Origin of the sequence: Rhizobium grahamii CCGE 502, from assembly GCF_000298315.2 — a bacterium.
Lineage (GTDB): Bacteria > Pseudomonadota > Alphaproteobacteria > Rhizobiales > Rhizobiaceae > Rhizobium > Rhizobium grahamii.
This window is the reverse complement of record NZ_AEYE02000013.1, coordinates 198,709-224,302: the sequence shown is the minus strand read 5'-3', so window position 1 is coordinate 224,302 and position 25,594 is coordinate 198,709. Positions and strand designations below refer to the sequence as shown.

General features: G+C 60.4%; 26 protein-coding genes. 18 read left to right on the top strand and 8 right to left on the bottom strand.

The annotated features are described in order from the left end of the window. Window positions 1-3: 3 nt before the first annotated feature. Entirely contained in the window at window positions 4-939 is a 936-nt protein-coding gene (locus RGCCGE502_RS11250) for a lipid A biosynthesis lauroyl acyltransferase (RefSeq protein ID WP_016554285.1), read from the top strand. A 185-nt stretch (window positions 940-1,124) separates the two neighbouring features. Continuing rightward, window positions 1,125-1,844, top strand: a complete 720-nt coding sequence (locus tag RGCCGE502_RS11245; RefSeq protein WP_040674437.1) for a PAS domain-containing protein — start codon at window positions 1,125-1,127, stop codon at window positions 1,842-1,844. Here the strand turns inward: RGCCGE502_RS11245 and RGCCGE502_RS11240 are convergent, their stop codons facing one another. The 3 genes from RGCCGE502_RS11240 to RGCCGE502_RS11230 form a co-directional block, all read right to left on the bottom strand. After that, window positions 1,845-2,198, bottom strand: coding sequence for a VOC family protein (locus RGCCGE502_RS11240; protein WP_016554283.1), 354 nt, complete (start codon window positions 2,196-2,198; stop codon window positions 1,845-1,847). Between the two features lie 9 nt (window positions 2,199-2,207). Beyond that, window positions 2,208-2,606, bottom strand: a complete 399-nt coding sequence (locus RGCCGE502_RS11235; protein ID WP_016554282.1) for an SRPBCC family protein — start codon at window positions 2,604-2,606, stop codon at window positions 2,208-2,210. A 69-nt stretch (window positions 2,607-2,675) separates the two neighbouring features. Further along, the gene (locus tag RGCCGE502_RS11230; protein WP_016554281.1) at window positions 2,676-3,464 is read right to left on the bottom strand and encodes a DUF6597 domain-containing transcriptional factor; all 789 of its coding nucleotides are present in this window, start codon (window positions 3,462-3,464) and stop codon (window positions 2,676-2,678) included. Between the two features lie 146 nt (window positions 3,465-3,610). Here RGCCGE502_RS11230 and gnd point away from each other — a divergent pair, with 146 nt between their 5' ends. After that, window positions 3,611-5,041: an NADP-dependent phosphogluconate dehydrogenase gene (gene gnd / locus RGCCGE502_RS11225; protein WP_016554280.1), complete on the top strand. Its 1,431-nt coding sequence runs from the start codon at window positions 3,611-3,613 to the stop codon at window positions 5,039-5,041. A gap of 47 nt (window positions 5,042-5,088) precedes the next feature. Here the strand turns inward: gnd and RGCCGE502_RS11220 are convergent, their stop codons facing one another. Together RGCCGE502_RS11220 and RGCCGE502_RS11215 are read right to left on the bottom strand one after the other, a co-directional pair. Continuing rightward, a complete protein-coding gene (locus RGCCGE502_RS11220; RefSeq protein ID WP_016554279.1) occupies window positions 5,089-5,646 on the bottom strand; it encodes a cysteine hydrolase family protein in 558 nt (185 codons plus the stop codon). Between the two features lie 68 nt (window positions 5,647-5,714). Further along, window positions 5,715-6,755, bottom strand: a complete 1,041-nt coding sequence (locus RGCCGE502_RS11215) for a LacI family transcriptional regulator (RefSeq protein ID WP_016554278.1) — start codon at window positions 6,753-6,755, stop codon at window positions 5,715-5,717. A gap of 457 nt (window positions 6,756-7,212) precedes the next feature. Here RGCCGE502_RS11215 and RGCCGE502_RS11210 point away from each other — a divergent pair, with 457 nt between their 5' ends. The 10 genes from RGCCGE502_RS11210 (at window position 7,213) to RGCCGE502_RS11165 (ending at window position 19,398) form a co-directional block, all read left to right on the top strand. Beyond that, window positions 7,213-8,448: an ABC transporter substrate-binding protein gene (locus RGCCGE502_RS11210; RefSeq protein ID WP_016554277.1), complete on the top strand. Its 1,236-nt coding sequence runs from the start codon at window positions 7,213-7,215 to the stop codon at window positions 8,446-8,448. Window positions 8,449-8,658: 210 nt separating this feature from the next. Then, window positions 8,659-9,561 carry a carbohydrate ABC transporter permease gene (locus RGCCGE502_RS11205; RefSeq protein ID WP_016554276.1) on the top strand — a complete coding sequence of 301 codons (903 nt, stop codon included), beginning with the start codon at window positions 8,659-8,661 and terminating at the stop codon, window positions 9,559-9,561. Beyond that, a complete protein-coding gene (locus tag RGCCGE502_RS11200; RefSeq protein ID WP_016554275.1) occupies window positions 9,554-10,486 on the top strand; it encodes a carbohydrate ABC transporter permease in 933 nt (310 codons plus the stop codon). The genes RGCCGE502_RS11205 and RGCCGE502_RS11200 overlap by 8 nt, the downstream gene beginning before the upstream one ends. Window positions 10,487-10,489: 3 nt before the next feature. Further along, window positions 10,490-11,575 carry an ABC transporter ATP-binding protein gene (locus tag RGCCGE502_RS11195; protein WP_016554274.1) on the top strand — a complete coding sequence of 362 codons (1,086 nt, stop codon included), beginning with the start codon at window positions 10,490-10,492 and terminating at the stop codon, window positions 11,573-11,575. 122 nt (window positions 11,576-11,697) lie between these two features. Further along, entirely contained in the window at window positions 11,698-14,163 is a 2,466-nt protein-coding gene (locus RGCCGE502_RS11190) for a beta-mannosidase (RefSeq protein ID WP_016554273.1), read from the top strand. A 43-nt stretch (window positions 14,164-14,206) separates the two neighbouring features. Then, window positions 14,207-14,968: a sugar phosphate isomerase/epimerase family protein gene (locus RGCCGE502_RS11185; protein ID WP_016554272.1), complete on the top strand. Its 762-nt coding sequence runs from the start codon at window positions 14,207-14,209 to the stop codon at window positions 14,966-14,968. Between the two features lie 8 nt (window positions 14,969-14,976). Beyond that, window positions 14,977-16,110, top strand: coding sequence for a Gfo/Idh/MocA family protein (locus RGCCGE502_RS11180; protein ID WP_016554271.1), 1,134 nt, complete (start codon window positions 14,977-14,979; stop codon window positions 16,108-16,110). 68 nt (window positions 16,111-16,178) lie between these two features. Further along, on the top strand, window positions 16,179-17,210 hold the full coding sequence (gene mgrA / locus RGCCGE502_RS11175; protein WP_016554270.1) for an L-glyceraldehyde 3-phosphate reductase: 1,032 nt from the start codon (window positions 16,179-16,181) through the stop codon (window positions 17,208-17,210). A gap of 98 nt (window positions 17,211-17,308) precedes the next feature. Beyond that, window positions 17,309-18,922: a glycoside hydrolase family 43 protein gene (locus RGCCGE502_RS11170; protein ID WP_016554269.1), complete on the top strand. Its 1,614-nt coding sequence runs from the start codon at window positions 17,309-17,311 to the stop codon at window positions 18,920-18,922. A gap of 164 nt (window positions 18,923-19,086) precedes the next feature. Next, on the top strand, window positions 19,087-19,398 hold the full coding sequence (locus RGCCGE502_RS11165) for an RcnB family protein (protein ID WP_016554268.1): 312 nt from the start codon (window positions 19,087-19,089) through the stop codon (window positions 19,396-19,398). Between the two features lie 212 nt (window positions 19,399-19,610). Here RGCCGE502_RS11165 and RGCCGE502_RS11160 read toward each other — a convergent pair whose 3' ends face one another. Both RGCCGE502_RS11160 and znuA read right to left on the bottom strand, forming a co-directional pair. After that, a complete protein-coding gene (locus RGCCGE502_RS11160) occupies window positions 19,611-20,816 on the bottom strand; it encodes a GTP-binding protein (protein ID WP_016554267.1) in 1,206 nt (401 codons plus the stop codon). 81 nt (window positions 20,817-20,897) lie between these two features. Then, entirely contained in the window at window positions 20,898-21,884 is a 987-nt protein-coding gene (gene znuA, locus RGCCGE502_RS11155; protein WP_016554266.1) for a zinc ABC transporter substrate-binding protein ZnuA, read from the bottom strand. Between the two features lie 101 nt (window positions 21,885-21,985). Between znuA and RGCCGE502_RS11150 the strand changes: the two genes are divergently transcribed. The 5 genes from RGCCGE502_RS11150 to RGCCGE502_RS11130 all read left to right on the top strand — a co-directional run bounded on the left by RGCCGE502_RS11150 (window position 21,986) and on the right by RGCCGE502_RS11130 (window position 25,057). After that, a complete protein-coding gene (locus RGCCGE502_RS11150; RefSeq protein ID WP_019279876.1) occupies window positions 21,986-22,936 on the top strand; it encodes an ATP-binding cassette domain-containing protein in 951 nt (316 codons plus the stop codon). Then, entirely contained in the window at window positions 22,929-23,738 is an 810-nt protein-coding gene (gene znuB / locus RGCCGE502_RS11145) for a zinc ABC transporter permease subunit ZnuB (RefSeq protein ID WP_016554264.1), read from the top strand. Before RGCCGE502_RS11150 ends, znuB begins: the two co-directional genes overlap by 8 nt. Further along, the gene (locus tag RGCCGE502_RS11140; RefSeq protein WP_016554263.1) at window positions 23,735-24,133 is read left to right on the top strand and encodes a Fur family transcriptional regulator; all 399 of its coding nucleotides are present in this window, start codon (window positions 23,735-23,737) and stop codon (window positions 24,131-24,133) included. The genes znuB and RGCCGE502_RS11140 overlap by 4 nt, the downstream gene beginning before the upstream one ends. 118 nt (window positions 24,134-24,251) lie before the next feature. Further along, entirely contained in the window at window positions 24,252-24,692 is a 441-nt protein-coding gene (locus tag RGCCGE502_RS11135) for a hypothetical protein (protein WP_016554262.1), read from the top strand. An 11-nt stretch (window positions 24,693-24,703) separates the two neighbouring features. Further along, window positions 24,704-25,057: a hypothetical protein gene (locus tag RGCCGE502_RS11130; RefSeq protein ID WP_016554261.1), complete on the top strand. Its 354-nt coding sequence runs from the start codon at window positions 24,704-24,706 to the stop codon at window positions 25,055-25,057. A 3-nt stretch (window positions 25,058-25,060) separates the two neighbouring features. Here the strand turns inward: RGCCGE502_RS11130 and RGCCGE502_RS11125 are convergent, their stop codons facing one another. Then, a complete protein-coding gene (locus RGCCGE502_RS11125; protein WP_016554260.1) occupies window positions 25,061-25,588 on the bottom strand; it encodes a gamma carbonic anhydrase family protein in 528 nt (175 codons plus the stop codon). Between the last annotated feature and the right edge of the window lie 6 nt (window positions 25,589-25,594).

Here is a 25,594-nt window from a genome sequence, read left to right as displayed (position 1 = left end):
CCCTTGAAGCTCTTCATCACTAAGATCGTGCTGGCTCTCATCCACTTTCGCCAGTGGTTGATTGCCCAGGCGATGTTCGGTTTCCTGAACTTCCTGAAGCTGTTTCCGGCCGACGGTGCGATCAATTTTGCGGATCGGCTGATGCGCAAGCTCGGCCCGCGCACGAAGCGTCACCGACTGATGCTGACCAATCTCCGCAATGCCTTTCCCGAAAAGCGCGAGGCGGAGATTGAGGAGATTGCCTTAGCGAGCTGGGGTAACATGGGCCGGCTCGCCGCCGAGTACGTGTTCCTCGACCGGCTGTTTGATTTTGAATATCAGCGCGAAGAACCGGGCAGGGTTGAAGTCTCGGGGATACCGATCTTCATCGACCTACTCGAAAATCCGCGTCCATTTATCGTATTCACAGGTCACACGGGCAATTTCGAACTTTTGCCGGTGGCTGGTGCGGCGTTCGGCCTCTATGTGTCCGTGCTCTTCCGGCCACCGAACAATCCCTATGTCGCGCAGAAAGTCTTCGACTTTCGCAGCGCCCGCATGGGCAAGCTTGTCCCATCTCACGCTGGTTCGTCGTTTGCGCTGGCCCGGCAGCTTGAAGCGGGGCAGGGCGTCGGCGTGCTGGTTGACCAGAAGTTTGGCAAGGGACTGAATACGAAGTTCTTCGGCCTCGACGTAAAGACCAATCCGCTGCTCGGCAAGCTCGTCCGGCAGTTCAACTGCGACGTCTATCCGGCACGCTGCATTCGGCTTCCGGGAAATCGCTACCGGCTGGAAATAGAGCCGAAGCTTGCGATGCCTCGGGATGCCAACGGCAATCTCGACATGGTCGCGACCGCGCAGCTCCTGAACGACAAGGTCGAAAGCTGGGTTCGAGAATATCCTGAGCAATGGCTTTGGTATCACGACCGCTGGAAGATAAAGCACGACGTGCTGAAGTAAACGCTCTGGCGATCCCTACATCTTGTCATTGAAAAACAGTGATATGCGTTCATTGAATGTGAACGAGCGTCATGTTACCAATTTCCATCAAGGCGAGTGGCCGGGCGCCGGCGGCTTCAACTTGTGTGATGCAAAGCTCGGCCGATCTGGGTGGCATTCTTTTAGCGGATGTATTTGGAGGCGTCTTGCTGGGGCTTTTTCGGGCGTTTTCATTGTGTTGTTCGCAAATCGACGCGGCCATCGCTGCGGGGGATGATCTGCGCGTAAGCGTACTCGATTGCTCGGTCGAGCCACTTGTCGATGCTATCCTGGCGCATCCCGCAACGACAGTTCTCGAAGTTCACATGCAGCTCGAATTTGTTGGCTGCCTTATCGAGCAGTATGCCGAAGACAGCGAGTCCGTGCGCGGCTATGTCGGATTGCTCTCATCCTTGATGGACAAGTATTTCGGTAGCGCGACGCCGCGGTGGCGGATGCCTCCGGTGGAACGGCTGCCTGTAGCCGATCCCTTCGCATTTACGCCGAACGTCGATAACGGCAACTTCCTGAACGCTGCAATCCTCGATGCAATGCCGGACCGCGTCGCCGTGCTGACGCGAGACTATCGCTACCTCTATTCCAACACCGTGAACTCGGCATATCTCGGCCGGAAGCCAATCGACATGATTGGGCGTCATCTGATCGAGTTCATCGGCGAAAAGCGCTTCTACGAGGGGGCGAAGGCGAAGCTCGACGAATGTTTCGCCGGACGTGGCAGCGATTATGCGTACGAGCGTCGCGACGGCGCCGCCATGAGGACTGTTCGCTGCCGCATGTCACCGCTTCGCGATTCGTCGGGAAGCGTCATTGGAGCTCTGATCGTCCTACAGCACGCCGGAGCGACAGCGTCCACCGTCGCGGCTTAGTCAGTTCTTGGTCCAGACGGCGAGTTCATACCCATCCGGATCACTGAAGTGAAACCGGCGTCCGCCGGGGAATCCGGTGATCGGCTTCACTATGGTTCCGCCGGCGCTTTCCACACTTGAAAGGGCGGCTTCAAGATCGTCAGCATAGAGGATGATGAGAGCTCCGCCGGGCCGCGGAGTGCCCAATGTCGTAAAGCCGCCCTTGAGCCGCCCATCATCGAATTCGCAGTATTCCGAGCCGTAGTCGGTAAAGGACCAGCCGAAAGCCTTGCCGTAGAACGCCTTCGAGGCCTCGATGTTGTTGACATTGAATTCGACGTAATCGATGCGTCGGTTGTCCGTTGGTGTGGCCATGATTGCCCCCTATGTTTCCATCAATGCCTTCAGTGCCGCCAGATCTTTCGCAATATGGGCGGCATCGGCCTCGAACTGCTCATCGGTCATGCCGGGGATGCGTAACAACGTGAACATAATCTCGCAGCCATCGCCATTCGGCACGATCCGGAGCGCGTTGTAGACCCGCAAACCGCTCTCGATCGTCACCGTGTGATCGATGACGCCGAACTCGTTGTGCGGGACAAAGCTGACCCTCACCGTGCCGAGCGCCCCGGTGGCAATCCAGTCGTCGCCGCTGCGCTCCAGCCCCGAGGCCAAGCCGGACGCCCAAAGCGGCATGTTTTCAGGGGCCGCGGCAAAGGCATAGACATCACGCCAGTTCCGGTCGATGGAGCGGTGGACGATCTTTGCGAGCATCGTAGACATGGCGCTTTCCTGCGTGGTTCTAAATGGAAATAGCAGAATGTCCGTTTTCGTATTGAACAAAACGGACATTCAACCGCCCAATTGCTGCTGGAGCTGCATTGGCGTCAGTGTCGAAATTTCGCGCGCATCGCGGGTCATGTGAGCCTGATCCGCATAGCCAGCCGCTGCGGCCAGTTCCGCGAGTGGGAGGGCCTTCGGACTTCGACATAGACCGAGCATTCCCTGAAAGCGGCGAATTCGAGCGAGCATTTTCGGCCCATAGCCGAAATGGGTATGGCAGCGCCGGCGAAGCTGGCGGGCGCCGATGGAAAGTTCGTCCAGCATTACATCGGCGACGCTCCCTGACTGCGAAAGGTCGCTCGCTCGCATAAATACCGATGCCATGTCACTGGCTGGTGCCGTATGTCTGGTGGCCGCCTGCTCAAGTGCGGTCTTCAATTGCAGCAGGCGTTCGTACGGTTCCGCACAGCCTCCCAGCCGTTCATTCAATCGCAGCGCCGCTGCGCCCCAGAAATCCTCCAGAGGAATGGATCGGCCGACAATCTCGCAGAGTGGCACCCGGAGCCAGTCGGCGGCGGCGCCCGGGGTGAACCGAGCCCCCACGATCCTCTCTCCGCCGGCAATCGGTGGGAAGGCACTACGCCGGTCGGGCCCGGCGACCACAAGTCTGCCACCCATCCAGACGATGTCGCAGTAGCCGTCCGGCACAATGGCAATCCTGTGCTCGGGGCCGTCGTGGATATCGTGTGACCACAGGCAGTGAAAATGAGCTGCAAGCAACGGCGTCGGCGCGTACTCCCTGTACCAACCGGCGCGTGACGCCAAAACGGCGGCCTCCTGTGCTGCTGTGCGGCTCATCGTTGCCATTCCTGTGATGCTATGAGGGAATATGGCTTAGTTTGGAATGCCGGCAATGCGAGGCCAATTCGAAGCCGAATCGAACTTGCCGTTTGAGCCAGAGAGTGCCACAACACCGGTCCAAATTGACTCATTGGAGGTGTATCGTGGAAAAGGCAGAAATCGGGCTGATCGGCCTTGCCGTCATGGGTTCCAACCTGGCGCTCAACATTGCGGAAAAAGGCAACAAGATTGCTGTTTTCAACCGTACTCCTGAGAAAACGGATGAGTTCTACGAAAGCGCCGGCGATCTGAAGAAGCAGATCATTCCCTGCAAGACGATCGAAGAGTTCGTCGAGGCGATCCGCCCGCCGCGCCCGATCATTATCATGATCAAGGCCGGCGAGGCCGTCGACCAGCAGATGGAGGCGCTGCGGCCGCACCTTACCAAGGGCGACATCATGATCGATGCCGGCAACGCCAATTTCCGCGACACGATCGCTCGTTTCGATCGCCTGAAGAACACCGACCTGACCTTCATCGGCATGGGCGTCTCGGGTGGCGAGGAAGGTGCGCGTCACGGTCCTTCGATCATGGTCGGCGGCACCGAAGACTCCTGGAAGCGCGTCGAGAAGGTACTGACCTCGATTGCTGCCAAGTACAACGATGATCCGTGCGTCGCCTGGCTCGGCAACGACGGTGCCGGCCACTTTGTCAAAACGATCCATAACGGTATCGAATATGCCGACATGCAGATGATCGCCGAGATCTACGGCATCCTGCGCGACGGTCTCGGCAAGAGCGCCAAGGACATTTCCGGCATCTTCGGCGAATGGAACAAGGGTCGCCTGAATTCCTATCTGATCGAGATCTCCGAAAAGGTGCTGGCTGCGACCGATCCCGTGTCCGGCGGCCCGATGGTCGACATGATCCTCGACAAGGCCGGCCAGAAGGGCACCGGCAAGTGGTCGGCGATCGAAGCGCAGAACATGGGCATCCCGGCAACGGCGATCGAAGCGGCGGTTGCCGCCCGCAGCCTGTCGTCGATGAAGACCGAGCGCGAAGCTGCGGAAAAGATCTTCGGCAAGCCGGAGTACAAGTTCCCGATCGCCTACGGTCCGGAACTCGACAAGGATCTCGAATTGGCGCTGTTCGCCGCCAAGATCGGCGCCTATGCGCAGGGCTTCGCTGTCATGGCGGAAGCGTCACGCGAGTTCAACTGGTCGCTGCCGATGCCTGTCATCGCCAAGATCTGGCGTGCCGGCTGCATCATCCGCTCGCAGTTCCTCGACGAGATCACCTCGGCCTTCACCAAGGCTCCGGATGCAGCCAACCTGATCGTGACGCCGGCCTTCTCCGAGATGGTGAAGGAATCGCTGCCGGCCCTACGTCGTGTGGTCGGTGCCGCTCTGCAGGCTGGCCTGCCGGTTCCGGCCCTGACTTCGGCTTTGACCTACTTCGACGCCTACCGTCAGGGCCGCGGCACAGCCAACCTGATCCAGGCGCAGCGCGACTTCTTCGGCGCGCATGGCTTCGACCGCCTCGACGGCAAGGACTTCCACCACGGCCCATGGGGCAGCGGTGCGGCCACATTCTAAGTTTGCTGAGAGTTTGCCAGCCGGGCTCACCCGGCTGGCAAATCGCATCAGAAGCGGATGTCCTCGATCGGACGAACCAGGATACGGGCGTTGCCAGCATCGAAATCGTCTAGGGTTTCGTTATGGTGCGCGACGATGTCGGCGAAGTTCAGCGTGTCCGAGTCGGCTGTCGTGTGCCCATCGGCAACAAGCGTGACATTGTAGCCCAGCGACACCGCACGCCTGACGGTCGTGTCCACGCAGAACTGTGTCATGCAGCCGCCGACGATGAGATGCGTGACGTTTCGCTCCGCCAACCTGTCGGCGAGATCCGTTTCGAAAAACGAGTCCGAGCTTTTCTTGTGAACAACCGTGTCGCCGTTGACTGGCGAAAGTTCCGGCCGGATCGCCCAGCCGTCAGTGCCGACAGCCAGCCGGTGACCGGGATCGCCGTCGTGCTGCACGAGCACAACGGGTGCGCCGACCCGATGGGCTTCGGTACGCAACGACTGCAGGCGTGAAACGGTTTCGTTCAGCGCTGCATCGATGATGGGTTGACGCTCGGGACTGCTCTTTCCCGCAAGAATGGCGTTTTGAACGTCAATGATCAGCAGTGCCGTGGTCATGTCCCGTGAATCTCCACCGTGATTGCTCGTATTCCAGCGCCGGCAGATAGCATTGCCGTGACGATGAGTTATTTGACCTTTCGCGACCAGACCGGCTGGCTGATGCTTTGCAGCAGCTCCGGCTCAATCCCGTCGATGCGCGCGATGACTGCCTTTGCCATCTCCCGACCGGCATGGCGAACATCCTCATAGGCGGTGATGATCTCCGGGCGGATCCAGTTGAGGATCGGCGCCGATTCCTTTGAGACCATATCCACGTCCACGCCAAGCCGCTTGCCGCCGGCTTCAATGCCGGCGTTGACGGCGATAGCAGCGCTTCCGGCCGAGCAGACGATTCCGTCCGGCGCATTGGGCGCGCGCATCATCGCCTCGACGGCGTTACGGATTTCCTCCAGCGGGTTGTCGATCGTGACGCGCAGCGGTACTTCCTCGGCCCCGTAGTCGTGCAATCCCGTCTGAAAGCCGATGCGGGTATGGGTGTAGTACGTCAGCTTGCTCGGCGGTTGAAGGAGTGCAATGCGCTTGCGGCCCCTGCCGACGAGCTTTTCAACCGCCTGATGCGCAAACGCCTCGTTGTCGAAGTCGTGAAAGGGATGGGTGAGGCCGGCATCGGTGCGCCCATGCGTCGCAAACGGCATGTTGTGCTCGGCGAGCAGGCGGACGCGCGGATCGTCGGGCTCGATGCGGGAGATGATCACGCCATCGGCCGAGCCCGTTTCGAGGATGTAGCGCACCGGCAGCATCGGGTCCTTGCTGTGAGAGTGCGGGGTAACGACGATGTGATACGGCGTGCCGGTCAGCACTTCCGAGATGCCGAACACCATCTGGCTGCTGAAGCCCATGATTTCTTCATCGATGCTGAGGACCAGCGCAATAACATTGGTTTTGCCGGTTCGCAGGCGCACGCCCGCCCTGTTCGGCTGGTAGCCGAGCTGGCGGGCGACCATACGAACGCGCTCCTTGGTCTCCGCGCCGATATCAGGAGCATCCTTGAGCGCCCGCGATACGGTCGTAACGCCAAGCCCCGTCATGAAGGCAATCGTCTTGAGTGTCGGTCGTTCTCGAGTTGCCTCGGAGGCCGCCCCTGCAAAATTTGCTTTGTTTTCCATCCCTTTAGGCCGTCCTGCGCGATTTTGATCCGCTTATAGTGTCTTTTCGAAGCGCTGTAAGCACAATGAGCGCAAAAGCTGCTCCTCCCCTCCGAAGAAGCAAAATCTGTAACGATACAGTTCAAATGTCGAGTGTCTTTTTTCAGAAATGCGAAACGTATGCTCTCATTGGTTGAAACCGGGATTTTTGCCCGGATTTTTTGCGGATGCGAGCACTGGTGAGCGCAAAGATCTTAAGGCGATTCAAAAATACATATAAAAATCATATAAATACGTAGATTGTGCAAGCGCGAGATTCGTCACCTATCCTTGTAGCACACTGTCGAAATACGAGGCAGTTTGACAGGCAATGGTAGCAAATGGCCGGCAAAGGGAAAATTTTCGCGTATGGCTGTTGCGCCCAAATATCGATTGAATTAAGTTTTTCCGGCAACGTTTCAGTGAGGGAGGAGAACTCATGAATTTTCGTTTGATGGCGGCTGCACTTGCCGCTTCCGTCGTGCTGCCGCTCGGTGCGGCGAATGCGACCGATCTTGAAGTCACCCATTGGTGGACATCCGGCGGCGAAGCTGCTGCCGTGGCTGAGCTCGCCAAGGCATTCGACGCGACCGGCAACAAGTGGGTCGATGGCGCGATCGCCGGTTCCGGCGGCACTGCGCGTCCAATCATGATCAGCCGCATCACCGGCGGCGACCCGATGGGTGCCACGCAGTTCAACCATGGTCGCCAGGCGGAAGAACTGGTCCAGGCTGGCCTGATGCGCGACCTGACCGACGTCGCAACCGCCGAGCACTGGAAGGACATCATCCGTCCGTCGAGCCTGCTCGATTCCTGCACGATTGACGGCAAGATCTATTGCGCCCCGGTCAACATCCACTCCTGGCAGTGGCTGTGGCTCTCGAATGCAGCCTTCAAGAAGGCCGGCGTCGAAGTGCCGAAGAACTGGGACGAATTCGTCGCTGCCGCTCCGGCGCTTGAGAAGGCCGGTATCGTTCCGCTCGCCGTTGGTGGTCAGCCGTGGCAGGCTGCCGGCGCGTTCGACGTGCTGATGGTGGCGATCGCCGGCAAGGATACCTTCCTGAAGGTGTTCAAGGACAAGGACGCTGAAGCGGCTGCCGGTCCGGAGATTGCAAAGGTCTTCAAGGCTGCTGACGACGCTCGCAAAATGTCGAAGGGCAGCAACGTCCAGGACTGGAACCAGGCAACCAACCTCGTCATCACTGGCAAGGCCGGCGGCCAGATCATGGGTGACTGGGCGCAGGGCGAGTTCCAGCTTGCTGGTCAGAAGGCCGGCACCGACTACACCTGCCTTCCAGGCCTCGGCGTGAACGAAATCATCTCCACCGGTGGTGATGCGTTCTACTTCCCGCTGCTGAAGGACGCTGACAAGTCGAAGGCGCAGGACGTTCTCGCCAAGACGCTGCTCGATCCCAAGACCCAGGTTGCTTTCAACCTGAAGAAGGGCTCGCTGCCGGTTCGCGGCGACGTTGATCTCGCAGCCGCCAACGACTGCATGAAGAAGGGTCTGGACATCCTCGCCAAGGGCAATGTGATCCAAGGTACCGACCAGCTCCTGTCGGCAGACAGCCAGAAGCAGAAAGAAGACCTCTTCTCTGAGTTCTTCGCAAATCCGTCGATGACGCCGGAAGCCGCTCAGAAGCGCTTCGCTGAAATCATCGGTTCTGCTGACTGATCGTCGCATTCCGATACTGTTGCGATCCGGCTCCGTTTGACGGGGCCGGATTTCCCGGAACTCCCATCGTGATCCGGGTGGCAGCAGCGCTCGGGACTGACACGTGCTGACGCACGGGCCTGTCCCGGTACGGGAGTGAGAAGAGGAGGCGACCGGCAGACGGTTTGCCGCTCTGGATCACAGAGGAATTGCGATTCAGGAGGAATTACAATGACGGGTCAAGCGAAAGCAGGCCGGCCAAATCAACTACTGCGCAATCTGAATTCGAAGATTGCCTCCATCCCTATGATCCTGACCGCGCTGGTCATTTTTCTCGGCGGCACGGCGTGGACGGTGTTCTATTCATTCACAAACTCGAAGCTCCTTCCTCGGTTGAGCTTTGTCGGTTTCGACCAGTACAAGCGCCTTTGGGCTGCTCCGCGCTGGATCGTTTCTATCGAGAACCTTGCCGTCTATGGCGTTCTCTCCCTTATCTTCAGCCTTGTGATCGGCTTCGTGCTCGCGGCGCTGATGGATCAGAAGATCCGCTTCGAGAACACGTTCCGTACGATCTTCCTCTACCCCTTCGCGCTGTCCTTCATCGTGACGGGCCTCGTCTGGCAGTGGGTGCTCAATCCTGAATTCGGCGTCCAGTCCGTTATCCGTTCGCTCGGTTGGTCAAGTTTCACCTTCGATCCTCTCTATACCCCAAGCATCGTTATCTACGGGATCCTGATTGCCGCTCTCTGGCAGGGCACGGGACTTGTCATGTGCCTGATGCTTGCCGGCCTGCGCGGCATCGATGAAGACATCTGGAAGGCCGCACGCGTCGACGGCATCCCGATGTGGAAGACCTATCTCTTCATCGTCATTCCGATGATGCGGCCAGTGTTCATCACGACACTCGTGATCATCGCCAGCGGCATCGTCAAGGTCTACGACCTCGTGGTGGCGCAGACATCGGGCGGTCCGGGCATCGCCTCGGAAGTGCCGGCAAAATACGTCTACGACTACATGTTCCAGGCTCAGAATCTGGGGCAGGGGTTTGCCGCCTCGACCATGATGCTGATCACCGTCGCGATCATCATCGTTCCCTGGGCCTATCTGGAATTCGGAGGGCGTAAACGTGCCTGATGCTATTGCTCTCAAGACTGCCGATGGCGCAGCCGGAAAGTCCTTCTCGGGTCCAAGCGGTCCGAAGCCGAAGCGGGTCATTTCTCCGCGCAACATCATGCTCTACGGCACGCTCTTCGTCGCGGCAGCCTATTACCTGCTTCCGCTCTACGTGATGATCGTCACGTCGCTGAAGGGCATGCCGGAAATCCGGCTCGGCAACATCTTCTCGCCGCCGGTTGAGATCACCTTCGAGCCGTGGGTGAAGGCCTGGGCGACGGCCTGCACGGGTCTCAACTGTGACGGTCTCTCGCGCGGCTTCTGGAATTCGGTGCGCATCACCGTTCCGTCAGTGGTTGTCTCCATCGCCATTGCCTCGGTGAACGGCTATGCGCTCGCCAACTGGCGCTTCAAAGGATCCGAACTGTTCTTCGCGATTCTCGTCGTCGGTGCGTTCATTCCCTATCAGGTGATGATCTATCCGATCGTTATCGTGCTGCGCGAAATGGGGATCTACGGGACCCTGACCGGACTCATCATCGTGCACAGCATCTTCGGCATGCCGATCCTGACGCTGCTGTTTCGCAATTACTTTGCATCGTTGCCGCAGGAGCTCTTCAAGGCGGCGCGCATCGACGGGGCGGGGTTCTGGCAGATCTTCTTCAAGATCATGCTGCCCATGTCGCTGCCGATCTTCGTCGTCGCCATGATCCTGCAGGTCACCGGCATCTGGAACGACTTCCTGTTCGGCGTGGTCTTCACGCGGCCGGAGTACTACCCGATGACCGTGCAGCTCAACAACATCGTCAATTCTGTCCAGGGCGTGAAGGAATACAACGTCAACATGGCCGCAACGATCCTGACGGGTCTGGTGCCGCTCGTTGTCTACTTCGTATCGGGACGACTTTTCGTCCGTGGCATTGCCGCCGGCGCAGTGAAAGGCTGATCCATGAATTCAAGTGTTTCCATCCGTGATCTGTCTTTGAATTTCGGCGCTGTCAGCGTTCTCAAGGACCTCAATCTCGAAATCAACGACGGCGAATTCCTCGTCCTGCTCGGCTCGTCCGGCTGCGGCAAGTCGACGTTGCTGAACTGCATCGCCGGCTTGCTCGACGCGTCGGACGGCCAGATCTTCATCAAGGGCAAGAACGTCACCTGGGAAGAGCCCAAGGATCGTGGCATCGGCATGGTGTTCCAGTCCTACGCGCTCTATCCGCAGATGACGGTCGAAAAGAACCTGTCCTTCGGCCTGCAGGTGGCCAAGGTATCGCAGCAGGAGATCGACAAGCGCGTGGCACGCGCCTCCGAGATCCTGCAGATCCAGCCGCTTCTGAAGCGCAAGCCGGCCGAGCTTTCCGGCGGCCAGCGCCAGCGCGTCGCCATCGGTCGCGCCCTGGTGCGCGACGTCGACGTGTTCCTGTTCGACGAGCCGTTGTCGAACCTCGACGCCAAGCTGCGTTCGGAGCTGCGCGTCGAAATTAAGCGCCTGCACCAGTCGCTGAAGAACACGATGATCTACGTCACGCACGACCAGATCGAAGCGCTGACGCTCGCCGACCGCATCGCGATCATGAAGAACGGCATCATTCAGCAGCTCGCCGATCCGACGACGATCTACAACAAGCCACGCAATCTCTTCGTTGCCGGCTTCATCGGTTCGCCGTCGATGAACTTCCTGCGCGGCGAGATCGCCAAGCAAGGCGACCAGATGTTCTTCACGGCAAACGGCGTCAACTTCTCCCTGGCCGGCTACGATACGCCGGAAGCGCTGCAGGTCGGCCGCAAGGTCATTCTCGGCGTTCGCCCGGAACATGTGAAGGTCAACGAGAACCTCGGCGCAGAAGTTCATGACGCAACCGTCGACATCGAGGAGCCGATGGGCGCCGACAACCTGCTCTGGCTGAAGCATGCCGGCCACACGATGTCGGTGCGTATCAACGGCGCCCGCCGCTTCAGCCCGGGTTCGGCCGTCAAGCTCGGTTTCGATATGTCGCTGGCGTCGCTCTTCGACGCCGAAACCGAGCTTCGCATCTGAAATCGCAATGCGGGCGGAGCCATCGGTTCCGCCCGTTCGTTCAATCGGCCATCTGGCCACCAAGTTCGGCTGCGGCTCGCGGGTGCGGGCATTCCCAAGCGCGGCCCGATCGGGATAATGCTATGACATCCTTGCCGAAAAACGGGTTCAACCTCGACCTCTCCGGATCGTGGACGCTCACCTCCGCCGATGGCGAAGTCACGACGGCGATTGCGCTGCCGGGTGATGTGCATACCGCGCTGCATACCGCCGAACTCATTCCTGATCCCTACTTCGGCCGCAATGAAGAGTCGGTGCAATGGGTAGCGCATCGCGACTGGGTTCTGGAGCGCAGCTTCACGTTGTCGGAGCCGGATGGCGACTGGTACCTCGACATCGATTACCTCGATACCGTGGCCGCAGTCTTCATCAACGGCTCTCCGGTTCTGCTCGCGGACAACAGCTTCCGGCGCTATCGACCCGACGTCGGCGGCCAGCTGAAAACCGGCGAGAACTTTATCCGCATCGTCCTGCATTCGAGCATCGCGGCTGGCGCCGACCGGCAGGGTAGGCAGCCCTTCTATATTCCCTATTCGACGGGCAACTCGCCGATCCCCAACGGCAACATGCTGCGCAAGCCGCAGTGCCATTTCGGCTGGGACTGGAACATCGCGATTGCGCCGCTCGGCCTCTACGGGACGATCGCGCTGCGCAAGCTCGAAACGGCCCGCATTGAGCACGTCACGACGCGGCAGGTGCACAATCTCAACGGTTCCGTGAACCTGCAGGTGACCGCGACCCTGTTTGCCAAGAACCCGGGCATCGTGCCGGTGCATTTCTCGCTCGACGGCGAGCGGGTGCGCCTAGATGTCGGCGTCAGCGCGGGCGAGACGGTCGTCAACCACGTGTTCGAGATCGACAAGCCGCGGCTCTGGTGGCCGGCGGGCAGCGGCGTGCAGGCGCTTTATACGCTGACGGTCGATTTGCCATCGGATGCCGTCACCAAGCAGATCGGTCTTCGCACCGTCGAATTGATCACGACGCCGGATGCTGTCGGCGCCCGTTTTGCGCTGAAGGTCAACGGCCGCGAGATTTTCTGCCGCGGCGCCAACTGGATCCCGGCCGATGCGCTGTTTTCGCTGTCGTCGCCCGAGAAGACCGAGGACCAGCTGCAATCGGCCAAGTCCGCCAACATGAACATGATCCGCGTCTGGGGCGGCGGGTTCTACGAACATGATCATTTCTACGATCTCTGCGACCGGCTCGGCCTCATGGTCTGGCAGGACTTCATGTTTGCCTGCAACCTCTATCCCTCGACCGAGGACTTCCTCGACAACGTCGCGCTCGAGGTCGACTATCAGGTCCGCCGCTTGAACTCGCATCCGTCGATCGCGCTCTGGTGCGGCGACAACGAGCTGGTCGGCGCGCTCACCTGGTTCGAGGAATCGCGCAAGGACCGCGACCGCTATCTCGTCTCCTACGATCGCCTGAACCGGGTGATCGAGCAGGCGATGAAGAAGGCGGCGCCGGATGCGATCTGGTGGCCGTCGAGCCCGGCGTCGGGCTATCTCGATTTCGGCGATGCGTGGCATGCCGATGGCTCCGGCGACATGCACTACTGGTCTGTCTGGCACGAGAACAAGTCGTTCGACAATTACCGCTCGGTGCGGCCGCGCTTCTGCTCGGAGTTCGGCTTCCAGTCCTACACCTCGCTGCCCGTCATCAAGACCTATGCCGATGCCAAGGACATGAACGTCGCGTCTCCGGTCATGGAGCTGCACCAGAAGAACGCCGGCGGCAACGAGCGCATCGCCGGCACGATGTTCCGCTATTTCCGCTTCCCGAAGGATTTCCCGAATTTCGTCTATCTCAGCCAGATCCAGCAGGGTCTCGCGATCAAGACGGCGGTGGAATACTGGCGGTCGCTGAAGCCGCATTGCATGGGCACGATCTACTGGCAGCTCAACGACACCTGGCCGGTGGCCTCCTGGTCGAGCCTCGATTACGGCGGTCGCTGGAAGGCGATGCACTATCTGGTCAAGCGCTTCTTCCAGCCGGTCGCGGTCGCTGCCATCCCATCGGATGACGGCAAGCAGATCCGCTTCTCGCTGGTCAACGACACGCTTGATGACGTCAGCGTCGACCTCTCGATCTCTGTTCTCGACATGAAGGGCGAGCGCAAGCACCTGAAGGATGTGCAGGCGGTCTGCACGCCTGACGCTGCGGTGACGGCCACCAGCATAGACGTCTCCGAGATCCCCTCGGGCACGCTGCTTGCCTGGCGCTTCACGGCGTCGAACGGCATGGGCGGTGAGGGGCACTATGTGCACGGCACCTACAAGGCGCTGGAACTCGAGCCCGCAGGCCTGATGGTCACGCACGAATATGTCGAGGAGGACGGCTCCGTCTGCCTCAACGTCACCGCCAAGGGACTTGCACTCTTTGTGATGATCGAAACCGAGACCGACGGCAAATATTCCGACAACGCCTTCGATCTGGCGGCGGGCGAGACGCGCCGCATCACCTTTACCCCGGCCAAGCCGCTCGAGGGCGGCGCCTTGCCGGACTTCCGTTTCTACGACCTGCAATCTTGTCAGTCCGTGGATTGATCCTGACTGAAATGCAATGGGCACGAGGCCCGAGGAGGATAGTATGACGAAACTGAGTTTCCAGCTTTATAGCGCCCGCAACTTCCAGCCTTATTCGGCGATCTTCGAAAAGCTCGGCAAGGCCGGCTACCAGGAAGTCGAAGGCTTCGGCGGCATCTATGCCGATCTCGACGACGCCGGCCTGAACGGCCTGCGTGCGGAACTGGACAAGAACGGTCTTGTGATGGCGAGCGGCCATTTCAGCCCTGACTTCCTTGACGGCGAAGTCAAGAAGTCGCTGAACATCGCCAAGATCCTCGGCATGGATTCCATCTATGCACCGCATCTCGCGGCCGAGCAGCGCCCGACCGATGGCGCCGGCTGGCTGGCCTTCGGCAAGCGCCTGCAGGAAATGAGCAAGCCCTACAAGGATGCGGGCTACGAGTTCGGCTGGCACAACCACGACTTCGAGTTCGTCAAGCTCGCGGACGGTTCGCTGCCGATCGAGCGCATCTTCGAAGGCGCGCCCGATATCTCCTGGGAAGCCGATATCGCCTGGGTCGTTCGCGGCGGCGCGGATCCCTTCGCATGGATCGAGAAGCTTGGCCCCCGCATCACCTCTGTTCACGTCAAGGACATCGCGCCGGCTGGCGAAAACAAGAACGAAGATGGCTGGGCGGATGTCGGCCACGGCACGCTGCCCTGGGCAAAGCTAATCGCCGCGCTGAAGGGCACCAAGACCAAGCACTACGTCGTCGAGCATGACAATCCGGCCGATGTCGATCGCCTGATCACCCGCTCGATCGCATCCTTCAAGACCTACTGAGGCACATCATGACCAAGGAACTTGGCGTCGGCATCATCGGATGCGGCAACATCTCCACCACCTACTTTTCGCTGGCTCCGCTTTTCAAGGGGCTTAAGGTTGTGGCTTGCGCAGATATCAACGTGCAGGCCGCTCAGGCACGCGCCGAGGAATACGGCGTCAAGGCGCAAACGATCGACGAGCTCCTCGCCAATGATGAGGTTGATGTCATCGTCAACCTGACCATCCCGGATGCGCATTTCCCCGTTTCGAAGGCGATCCTCGAAGCCGGCAAGCATGTCTATTCGGAAAAGCCGCTGGTTCTCACCCTCGAGCAGGGTGAGGAGCTGCGCCGCATCGCCAAGGAGAAGAACCTCTCCGTCGGCTGCGCACCTGATACCTTCCTTGGCGGCGCGCATCAGCTGGCCCGCAAGTACATCGACGAGGGCGGCATCGGCCGCGTCACCTCGGGTGCCTGCTACGTCATGAGCCCGGGCATGGAGATGTGGCATCCGAACCCGGACTTCTTCTTCCTGCCCGGCGGTGGCCCGATCCTCGATCTCGGCCCTTACTACATCGCCAACCTGATCAACCTGATAGGTCCGGTGAAGCGCGTCGGTGCCATGACCTCCATGGCGTCCGAAACCCGCACGATCACCAGCCAGCCGCGTCATGGCGAGATCATCCCGGTGAAGACGCCGACGACGATCCAGGCGATCCTGGAATTCGTCAGCGGCGCGACTGTGACGCTGACCGCGAGCTGGGATGTCTGGTCTCACCGCCATGCCAACATGGAGCTCTACGGTACCGAGGGCTCGATCTACGTGCCGGATCCGAACTTTTTCGGCGGCGTCGTTGAGGCAAGCGGCACGGACAAAGACATCAAGCCGCTCGACGGCTGGGAGCATCCTTTCGGCATCTTCAACCAGGAGAGCCCGCAGGGACCGCGCGCCAACTACCGCACGGCCGGTCTGGCCGACATGGCGATGGCGATCATCGAGGGCCGCGATGCGCGTTGCTCGCTCGACCGCACGCTGCACGGCGTCGATGTCATGACCTCGATCCTGAAGTCGGGCGAGGAAGGCCGCTTCATCGAGCTGACGACGACCTGCACGCAGCCGGCCGCACTCGGCATCGAAGAGGCACAGGCACTCTTGAAGTAAGGGCCTAAAGGTCTATGGTCCGGCGCGGGCGACGAGCCCGCGCCGTTTCTATACGAGGGATGAAGACAATGAGCTGGCAACCGGCTTCCGACCGCTATTCGAAGATGAAATATAACCGCACGGGCCGCTCCGGCCTGAAGCTGCCGGCCGTTTCGCTCGGCCTCTGGCACAATTTCGGTGGCGACACGCCGCATGACCGCAAGATCGACATGTGCCGCACCGCGTTCGATCTCGGCATCACCCATTTCGACCTCGCCAACAATTACGGCCCGCCTCCAGGCAGCGCCGAGACGGCCTTCGGCGAGATCATGCGCACCGAGTTTGCCGGCCTGCGCGACGAGCTGATCATTTCGTCCAAGGCCGGCTATGACATGTGGCCGGGTCCCTACGGCGAGTGGGGCAGCCGCAAGTATCTGATTGCTTCTTGCGACCAGAGCCTGAAGCGCATGGGTCTCGATTATGTCGATATCTTCTATTCGCACCGTTTCGATCCGGATACGCCGCTGGAAGAGACCTGTGGCGCGCTCGACCATATCGTGCGCTCCGGCCGCGCGCTCTATGTCGGCATCTCGTCCTACAACTCGCAGCGCACTCGCGAAGCCGCCGCCATCCTTAAGGAACTCGGTACGCCGTGCCTGATCCACCAGCCGAGCTATTCCATGCTCAACCGCTGGGTCGAGGACGATAAGCTGCTCGATACGCTCGACGAGGTCGGCATGGGCTCGATCGTGTTCTCGCCGCTGGCGCAGGGCATGCTGACGACGAAGTATCTCGGCGGCATCCCTCAGGACAGCCGCGCGGCGCAGAACCACTTCCTGAAGAAAGACTTCATCCGCCCACAGATCATCGACAACATCCGAAAGCTCAACGAGATCGCGGAGCGCCGTGGCCAGACGCTGGCGCAGATGGCGATCGCCTGGGTGCTGCGCGGTGACCGCGTGACGTCTGCGCTGATCGGCGCCAGCCGCTCGTCGCAGATCGGCGATTGCGTCAAGGCGCTCGACAATCTGGAGTTTACTGCCGAGGAGCTCAAGGAGATCGATGGCTACGCCCGCGAGGCCGATATCAATCTGTGGGCCAAGTCTGCAGAACGCGAATAAACCGAGGCGCCCGGAACAACCTTCCGGGCGTTTTTTCCGTTGAGTTTTGATGTACGTGCCGCAAGCTGCGGGCGCGTCTTGAGGGAGGAGCTTTCACCATGATCCGCAACCCGATCCTGCCGGGCTTCAACCCGGATCCATCCATCTGCCGCGTTGGGGACGACTACTACATCGCCACCTCGACGTTCGAGTGGTATCCCGGCGTCCAGATCCATCATTCACGCGATCTGGTGAACTGGACGATGGTGCGGCGACCGCTGGAGCGCCAGTCGCAGCTCGACATGCGCGGCAATCCCGATAGTTGCGGCGTCTGGGCGCCTTGTCTGTCCTATGCCGACGGGCTGTTCTGGCTTGTCTATACCGACGTCAAGCGTTTCGACGGCAACTTCAAAGATGCGCACAACTACATCGTGACGTCCCCAACTATCGAAGGGGAATGGTCCGAGCCCATTTACGTGAATTCTTCCGGCTTCGACCCATCGCTGTTCCATGACGATGACGGTCGCAAGTGGTTCCTCAACATGCAGTGGAACCACCGGACCGAGAGCTTTGGCGGCGCGCCGAAGTCACCGGCGTTCGACGGTATCCTCATGCAGGAGTGGGATGCGGCGACGAAGTCGCTGAAGGGGCCGATCAAGAACATCTTCGCCGGCAGTTCGCTCGGCCTTGTCGAAGGACCGCACCTCTTCAAGCGCAACGGCTATTACTACCTGACGACCGCAGAGGGCGGCACCGGCTACGATCATGCGGTGACCATGGCGCGTTCGCGTGACATCGATGGTCCCTATGAGATGCATCCGAAGGTGCACCTCATCACGTCAAAGGACCATCCGGAAGCCGTTCTGCAGCGGGCAGGGCACGGCCAGTATGTCGAAACGCCGGATGGCCAGGTCTATCACACGCATCTCTGCGGCCGACCGATGCCGCCGAAGCGCCGCTGCACGCTTGGCCGGGAGACCAGCCTGCAGAAGTGCGTCTGGAAGGATGACGGCTGGCTCTACCTCGAAAACGGCACCACCGTTCCCGATGTCACCGTTCCGGGACTTGATGGTGCCGTGGCTGCCGAGAAGCCGATGCGCAGCGAATACAGCTTCGATGGCGGCAGCCTGCCTGCCGACTTCCAATGGCTTCGCACGCCGAAGCCGGAGCGTATCTTCAACCTCACCGACCGGGCAGGGCACCTCAGGCTGATTGCGCGGGAAAGCATCGGCTCGTGGTTCGAACAGTCGCTCGTCGCGCGTCGCCAGGAGCACCACAGCTTCCGGGCGGAAACGGTGGTTGAATTCGATCCCGACACCTACCAGCAGGTCGCCGGCCTGACCCACTACTACAACAGGCACAAGTTCCATGCGATCGGCGTAACCCTGCACGAAAAGCTGGGCCGCTGCGTCACGATCTTCTCCTGCGATGGCGACTACCCGAACAGCCGCCTCAGCTTCCCGGCAGGCGGCGGTGTGGGCCTTCCGGCGGAGGGGCGTGTGCAGCTTTCCATGGAAATCCGGGACAACGACCTCCAGTTCTTCTGGCAGACGGAAGGCAAGGGGGCGTGGCAGCCGATCGGTCCGGTGCTCGATGCCGGCGTCGTCTCCGATGAAGGCGGGCGCGGCGAGCACGGCTCGTTTACCGGCGCCTTCGCCGGGGTCTTCGCCTTCGATACGTCGGGGCGCGCAAAGACGGCAGATTTCGACTGGTTCAACTACGACGAACTTTGATCGAAAGGTCCGATATCCCCCGGAAACCCGGGCGATATCGCATCCTTTAATTTAGTATATGCTTTTAAGTATGTGTTATGATTACAGAAGTTTAATCTAAGTTTCAGTTTCGGTTCATCTTTTTGGGCCTAGGTTCGGGCGTGTTCAACACGAGGAACCTCCCAATGAAAAAGCTCATCACCCTCCTTTTCGCCGCTACTGTGATCGCCGCTCCGCTGCTGGCAACGACCGAAGCGAGCGCCCAGGATCATCGTCGGCCGGTTGTTGTGGAGCGCGATGTTCACGTCAAGAAGTACAAGTGGTCGCGCGGCCATCGCATGACGCAGGCCGAGCGCCGCAATATGCGCGACGTACGCGACTATCATCGCTACCGCCTGTCGGCTCCGCCGCGCGGCTATCGTTGGGTGCAGGCCGATAACAACTTCCTGCTCATCGGCTCGGTCAACGGCGTGATCGCGAATATCGTCATTCGCTAAGCGCTGACGTCACCACGTGAAGGGCGGCTTAAATGCCGCCCTTCTGATTCAATCGGGTGCCTGTTTGCGCAGAAGCCGCTGTATCGCGGCGGCCACCCGAACCAAGGCTCCTGTCGGAGCTTCCGCTCGTGGTGGCGTAGCCAACTCCTCAATCGGCGGCAGGGGCTCACATTCCTCGCAGTGATAGCGATAGGGTTTTGGAACTTGCGTCGTCACGCCACGCGCTCTTCCCAGCTCGCGAAGGGATCCGGAAGCCCACGCCATTTTTCGGGTACGAAGATTTCCTCCGGCACAAGGCAGGCATCCAGCTGCCGCCGTATCCAGTCCTCGTCCATCGGATCGCTGCCGATGAAGACGATCTCCTGGCGGCGGTCGCCCCATATGGGGTCGAGATAGGGCGATAGCGCTGTCATGAAGCGTTCGTCGTCCGGCCATCGCTCGCGCGGCACTGAGCTCCACCAGAGCCCCATCTTGCTTGCCCGGAGCAGCGCTCCGGCCTGACTGACTTCGCCGACGTGATGCGGGCGCGTCGCCAGCCAGAAGAAGCCCTTCGCCCTGACGACCCCAGGCCACGCGGTATCGAAGAAGCGCTGCAGTTTGGCAGGTTCGAAGGGCCGCTTTTCCCGATAGACGAAGGAGCGAATGCCGTATTCCTCGGTCTCCGGCACGTGGTCGGAAAAGCCGTGCAGTTCCTTGTACCAGAGCGGATGCGTTTCGGCGCGCTCGATGTCGAAGCGTCCGGTTCCCAGCACGTCGCCAAGGTCGACCTGGCCGAAGTCGGTTTCAACAAGCCGGGCGTCCGGGTTGAGTCCTACGATGATCTGGCGTGCCGCCTGGCGCTCGGCTGGCGTCGCCGTGCCGACCTTGTTGAGGATGATCACATCGGCGAATTCGATCTGTTCGACCAGGAGGTCGATGATGGTCCTGACGTCGCCATCGCCTGCGGTTTCACCGCGATCGGCCAGAAAGTCCGCGGACGCATAGTCGGAGAGCAGGTTGGCAGTATCGACCACCGTGGCCATAGTATCGAGCCGAGCAATGTCGGAGAGGCTTTCACCGTTCTCGTCACGGAACTCGAAGGTCGTCGCGACCGGCAGGGGCTCGGCAATTCCTGTCGATTCGATGAGGAGATAATCGAAGCGGCCCTGTTCCGCCAAGTGGCGCACCTCTTTCAGGAGATCGTCGCGCAGCGTGCAGCAGATGCAGCCGTTCGTCATCTCCACCAACTCTTCGTCAGTTCGCGACAGGTTGGCGCCACCGTCGCGCACAAGGGCGGCGTCGATATTCACCTCGCTCATGTCATTGACGATCACGGCGACACGCAGACCCTGGCGGTTTCCGAGGATGTGGTTGAGCAGGGTGGTCTTGCCGGCGCCCAGAAAGCCCGATAGCACCGCTACGGGAAGCTTCGTATTCATTCACTTATCCGATATGTTATATAGTTACATTAATTGTGCTGAAAAAGGCGGACTGCGAGGTCCGCCTTTGCCGTGTGTTATTCAGCTTTCTCGCGAAAGGCAGTCCTTCATGCTGTTGGCAATGCCGTTCATGAGGTTGAAATAGAGGTCCGGCCCGGCGTCGAGTGTTGCGGCCTCGGGGTCAAGGGTACCGGCTTTCGCCTTCGTGCCCTCGATCACCACATCGACCAAGCGCGGCTGGAATTGCGGTTCGGCGAAGACGCAGGTGGCGCCGAGTTCACCGACCTTTTCGTGGATCTCGGCAATGCGTTCCGCGCCGGGGATCGTTTCCGGGCTGACGGTGATCGAGCCGGCGACCCGTACATGATAGCGGTTCTCGAAATACTGGTAGGCATCGTGGAAGACGATGAACGGCTTGTCCTTGACCGGTGACACGATGCCCGTGATTTCCGTGTCCAGCGCATCAAGCCTGTCGTCCAGCGTCTTGGCGTTGGCCTGGTAGGTGAGGGCATTGGCGGGATCGGCTGCGACGAGCGTGGTGGTGATCTCGGCTGCCATCGCCTTGGCATTTTGCGGATCAAGCCAGAGATGGGTGTCGAATGCCCCATGATCATGGTCGTGATCTGCGTCGGCATGGGAATGATCGTGCCCATCGCCTTCATGGTGATCGTCACCGTCATGGTCGCCATCATCGTGCGGCTCGAAGGCGCCGCCTTCGCGGAATTTGAGCTTGGTCAGGCCGGGCGCCTTGTCGAGCTCGGCGACCACGGCATCGGACCCGATCGCCTCCAGCGGCTTCTCCAGAAACGCTTCGAGCCCGGGCCCGACCCAGAACACCACCTTGGCGTTCTGCAAGGCGCGCGCGTTTGACGGCTTCACATTATAGGTATGGGGCGAGGCAGCGCCGTCGACGATCAGTTCCGGCGTGCCGACACCCTGCATGATCGCCGATACGAGCGAGTGAATCGGCTTGATCGAGGTCACCACGACAGGCGCATCCGCCGTTCTGCCCGCCTCGGCAAAGAAGATGGCGGGGACTGCGAGGGTAAGGGCCATCGCGAATTTCATCGGTGTACTCCGCTTGAATTGTATTTGTAATGTTATTACATCAATTGCGTTATGCTATAACGTGTGCGATAGCAAGTCGCAACAGCACATTCGGAAAAATGATGTTCTCTCCCGCAAATTCCGAAGCGAAGCCATTGGTCTCGCTTTCCAATGTCGGCGTCCAAAGAAACGGCCGCTGGCTTGTCCGCGGCGTGGATTTCTCCGTTTCGCGCGGCGAGATCGTCACTCTGATCGGCCCCAACGGCTCGGGCAAGTCAACCACCGTCAAGACGGCGATCGGCGTATTGAAGCCCGACGAGGGGAGGGTGGAGCGCGCCACCGGCCTCAAGGTCGGCTATGTGCCGCAGAAGCTGGCGATCGATTGGACGCTTCCGCTCACGGTGCGCCGGCTGATGACGCTGACCGGACCACTCTCCGACGCCGATATGACGGCTGCTCTCGAAGCCGTGGGCCTGTCGCACATGCTTGGCGCCGAGGTGCAGCATTTGTCCGGCGGTGAGTTCCAGCGGGCCTTGATGGCGCGCGCGATCGCGCGCAAACCTGACCTGCTGGTACTCGACGAACCGGTGCAGGGCGTCGATTTCTCGGGCGAGATCGCGATCTACGATCTGATCCAGTCGATCCGCAACTCGACGGGCTGCGGCATCCTGCTGATCTCGCACGACTTGCATGTCGTCATGGCGGCGACGGATACGGTCATCTGCCTCAACGGTCACGTCTGCTGCCGCGGCACCCCGCAGGCGGTCACCCAGAGCGCGGAATATGTCCGCCTGTTCGGCAGCCGTGCGGCACAGGCGCTCGCCGTCTACAGCCACGACCACGACCATACGCATCTGCCCGATGGCCGGGTGCTGCATTCCGACGGCTCCGTTACCGATCACTGCCACCCCGACGATGGCCACCACCATGGCCATGACGGGCACGGCCACGACCACTCGGCATATGACCACGCCGGTCACGACCATGACCACGGCCATGCTGGCGGCGATCACCATCATGCCGACGATCATATCCACGATCACAGGCACCCGGCAGGAGAGCGCCATGTTTGACGATTTCTTCGTCCGCGCCATCCTCGCAGGCGTTGGCCTTGCGCTGACTACTGGCCCGCTCGGCTGCTTCATCATCTGGCGGCGCATGGCCTATTTCGGTGACACGATCGCCCATTCGGCTCTGCTCGGCGTCGCGCTGTCACTGCTGCTGCAGTTCAACCTGACGCTCGCGGTGTTTCTCGTGGCGGCGACGGTGTCGATCCTGCTGCTGTTCCTGCAGAAGCGCCAGGCGCTGTCGGCGGATGCGCTGCTCGGTATCCTCTCGCATGCGACGCTGGCGATCGGCCTCGTGATGGTCGCCTTCATGAGCTGGGTGCGCATCGATCTCATCGCCTTTCTGTTCGGCGATATCCTCGCGGTCTCGAAGACTGATATCGTCACGATCTGGGGCGGCGGCATTCTCGTTCTGGCGGCAATCGCCTGGCTCTGGCGGCCGCTTCTTGCCTCCACCGTCAATCCCGAGCTTGCCGAGGCTGAGGGGCTGCAGCCGGAGCGGGCGCGGCTCTTCTTCATGCTGCTGATGGCCGTCGTTATCGCCATCGCCATGAAGATCGTGGGTATCATGCTGATCACCTCGCTGCTGATCATCCCGGCGGCAGCGGCCCGGCGCTTTGCCTCGACGCCGGAGGTGATGGCCATCTTCGCCTCGCTGATCGGTGCGGTCGCCGTGGTCGGCGGGCTGTTCGGCTCGCTGACCTACGACACGCCCTCCGGCCCGTCGATCGTCGCCGCGGCCCTGATCCTCTTCATTCTGAGCCTGCTGCCGAAGCGCGGGCAGGCCCCGGAAGGACAACGTTCATGAATGCACCTGCTTTGACCAAGAACCAGGCTCTCGTTTTCGAGGTTCTCGAAAAGGCCGACGGACCGCTCAGCGCCTACACGATCCTTGACAAGCTGCGCGATCACGGTTTTCGCGCGCCGCTGCAGGTCTACCGCGCGTTGGAGAAGCTGCTTGAGTATGGCGTCGTGCACCGGCTCGAGAGCATCAACGCGTTCGTCGCCTGCGCGCATCCCGACCAGAACTGCCACAGCCACGGCATCGTCGCCTTCGCGATCTGCGAGAGCTGCGGCCATGTGATGGAATTCCACGACCACGAGGTCGATCACCGCCTCATGGATTGGACGCGGGGAAAGAAGTTCAAGGCGGAGAAGACTACGATCGAGATTCGCGGCCTGTGCGAGGCGTGCGCCGCTTAGCGCTGACGCCGGACCGCCGCAATCTAATTCGCCATAAGGTTGCTGATAATTTGTTATGTAATTATTGATTGTGGCTGTGGCTAATTTATGATGTGCGGCAGGGCTGGGGACCGCACACATGCTGAAACGCCATCTATCTTCGCTGATATTAGCCATTCCGCTCAGCGGGTGTTCCATCTTTGCACCTAATTACAACGAGGCCGTCTATACGAAGCTCGACGGCGCGCATTCGAGTCTGACGAAGATCGAAACTACGCTGGAGACGAAAGCGCCAGGACATGCGCGCTATCGTGATGTGGAGCCATACTACATCGAAGCTCTCGCGATGGTGAAGGATGCGGGCGACATCGCCGGGCGGCGCCCGGCTTATCTCCAGGGCAAGCCGTCGGCGCGCGCAGCCCAACTCGTGGCCGACAACATCGAGCGCTGCCGGCAGTCAATCGAACTATCGCGAGCCGCTTTCGAGGAGAGCGGTCAGCAGCCTAGCGAATCCGACAGTATTTCGATCGCTCGGAACACCTGCAGCATTGCCAAGACGATGGAAGGCTCATTGAAGTAGGGGGAATATCCGTGCCTGCTAATGCGAATTTCGCACCAAAATCTGCCGAAGAACTGCTTGAAGGCCTGCTGTCCGTCGCGGCGGCGACGGCAAAGGGGCAATGGACCGCCATTCGCGACGAGATGACGTATCAGCTGCGTTTCATCGCGCAGAAGACCGCCAAGGTCATGGCAGAGCTTGCGGCAAAGACGATCACCGTCAAGACTGCCGACCTGAGGCTGCATCTTCTCGAACTCAATCTCAACAGCGCGTTGGCCGAATTCGAATTCCTTCTTTATGTCGCCGCGCAGAAGATCCTGACCGCCGTTTTCAACCTCGTGAAGACGGCCGTCAAGAACGTGACCGGCGTCGGCCTGCTGTTCTGACGGTCAGAGTAGGCGCAGGTCGCGCGCGAAACGCTGCCAGTTGCCGACATATTTCTCCGCCGAGCGGCGGAGCTTTTCGATCGCCGCCTCGTCGAGCGTGCGGACCACGCGCGCGGGCGATCCGACGATCAGGGAATTGTCGGGAAACTCCTTGCCCTCGGTGATCAGCGCGTTGGCACCGATGAGGCAGTTGTTGCCGATCCTGACGCCGTTCAGCACCGTAGCCCCCATGCCGATCAGCGAATTATTCCCGATCGTGCAGCCGTGGACGATGGCGTGATGACCGATGGTGCAGCCTTCACCGATCGTTACCGGAAAGCCGGGATCGGTGTGCAGCATCGCGCCTTCCTGGATATTCGTCGCCGCCCCGACCACAATCGGCTCATTGTCGCCGCGCAGCACTGCCCCAAACCAGATACCGACATCGAGACCAAGCGAAACCCGGCCGATGACATGGGCATCCGGCGCGATCCAATATGTGCCAGATGGCGGCAGGTCAGGTGTCAGTTCGCCAAGTGCATAGACAGGCATTGCGTT

Bases quoted from the DNA above. Each gene is read 5' to 3' on its own strand.
- RGCCGE502_RS11240 (WP_016554283.1), bottom strand. From the start codon at position 2,198: ATGGCCACACCAACGGACAACCGACGCATCGATTACGTCGAATTCAAT.
- RGCCGE502_RS11235 (WP_016554282.1), bottom strand. From the start codon at position 2,606: ATGTCTACGATGCTCGCAAAGATCGTCCACCGCTCCATCGACCGGAAC.
- RGCCGE502_RS11230 (WP_016554281.1), bottom strand. From the start codon at position 3,464: ATGAGCCGCACAGCAGCACAGGAGGCCGCCGTTTTGGCGTCACGCGCC.
- RGCCGE502_RS11220 (WP_016554279.1), bottom strand. From the start codon at position 5,646: ATGACCACGGCACTGCTGATCATTGACGTTCAAAACGCCATTCTTGCG.
- RGCCGE502_RS11215 (WP_016554278.1), bottom strand. From the start codon at position 6,755: ATGGAAAACAAAGCAAATTTTGCAGGGGCGGCCTCCGAGGCAACTCGA.
- RGCCGE502_RS11210 (WP_016554277.1), top strand. From the start codon at position 7,213: ATGAATTTTCGTTTGATGGCGGCTGCACTTGCCGCTTCCGTCGTGCTG.
- RGCCGE502_RS11205 (WP_016554276.1), top strand. From the start codon at position 8,659: ATGACGGGTCAAGCGAAAGCAGGCCGGCCAAATCAACTACTGCGCAAT.
- RGCCGE502_RS11195 (WP_016554274.1), top strand. From the start codon at position 10,490: ATGAATTCAAGTGTTTCCATCCGTGATCTGTCTTTGAATTTCGGCGCT.
- RGCCGE502_RS11190 (WP_016554273.1), top strand. From the start codon at position 11,698: ATGACATCCTTGCCGAAAAACGGGTTCAACCTCGACCTCTCCGGATCG.
- RGCCGE502_RS11185 (WP_016554272.1), top strand. From the start codon at position 14,207: ATGACGAAACTGAGTTTCCAGCTTTATAGCGCCCGCAACTTCCAGCCT.
- RGCCGE502_RS11180 (WP_016554271.1), top strand. From the start codon at position 14,977: ATGACCAAGGAACTTGGCGTCGGCATCATCGGATGCGGCAACATCTCC.
- mgrA (WP_016554270.1), top strand. From the start codon at position 16,179: ATGAGCTGGCAACCGGCTTCCGACCGCTATTCGAAGATGAAATATAAC.
- RGCCGE502_RS11170 (WP_016554269.1), top strand. From the start codon at position 17,309: ATGATCCGCAACCCGATCCTGCCGGGCTTCAACCCGGATCCATCCATC.
- RGCCGE502_RS11165 (WP_016554268.1), top strand. From the start codon at position 19,087: ATGAAAAAGCTCATCACCCTCCTTTTCGCCGCTACTGTGATCGCCGCT.
- RGCCGE502_RS11160 (WP_016554267.1), bottom strand. From the start codon at position 20,816: ATGAATACGAAGCTTCCCGTAGCGGTGCTATCGGGCTTTCTGGGCGCC.
- znuA (WP_016554266.1), bottom strand. From the start codon at position 21,884: ATGAAATTCGCGATGGCCCTTACCCTCGCAGTCCCCGCCATCTTCTTT.
- RGCCGE502_RS11150 (WP_019279876.1), top strand. From the start codon at position 21,986: ATGTTCTCTCCCGCAAATTCCGAAGCGAAGCCATTGGTCTCGCTTTCC.
- znuB (WP_016554264.1), top strand. From the start codon at position 22,929: ATGTTTGACGATTTCTTCGTCCGCGCCATCCTCGCAGGCGTTGGCCTT.
- RGCCGE502_RS11140 (WP_016554263.1), top strand. From the start codon at position 23,735: ATGAATGCACCTGCTTTGACCAAGAACCAGGCTCTCGTTTTCGAGGTT.
- RGCCGE502_RS11135 (WP_016554262.1), top strand. From the start codon at position 24,252: ATGCTGAAACGCCATCTATCTTCGCTGATATTAGCCATTCCGCTCAGC.
- RGCCGE502_RS11125 (WP_016554260.1), bottom strand. From the start codon at position 25,588: ATGCCTGTCTATGCACTTGGCGAACTGACACCTGACCTGCCGCCATCT.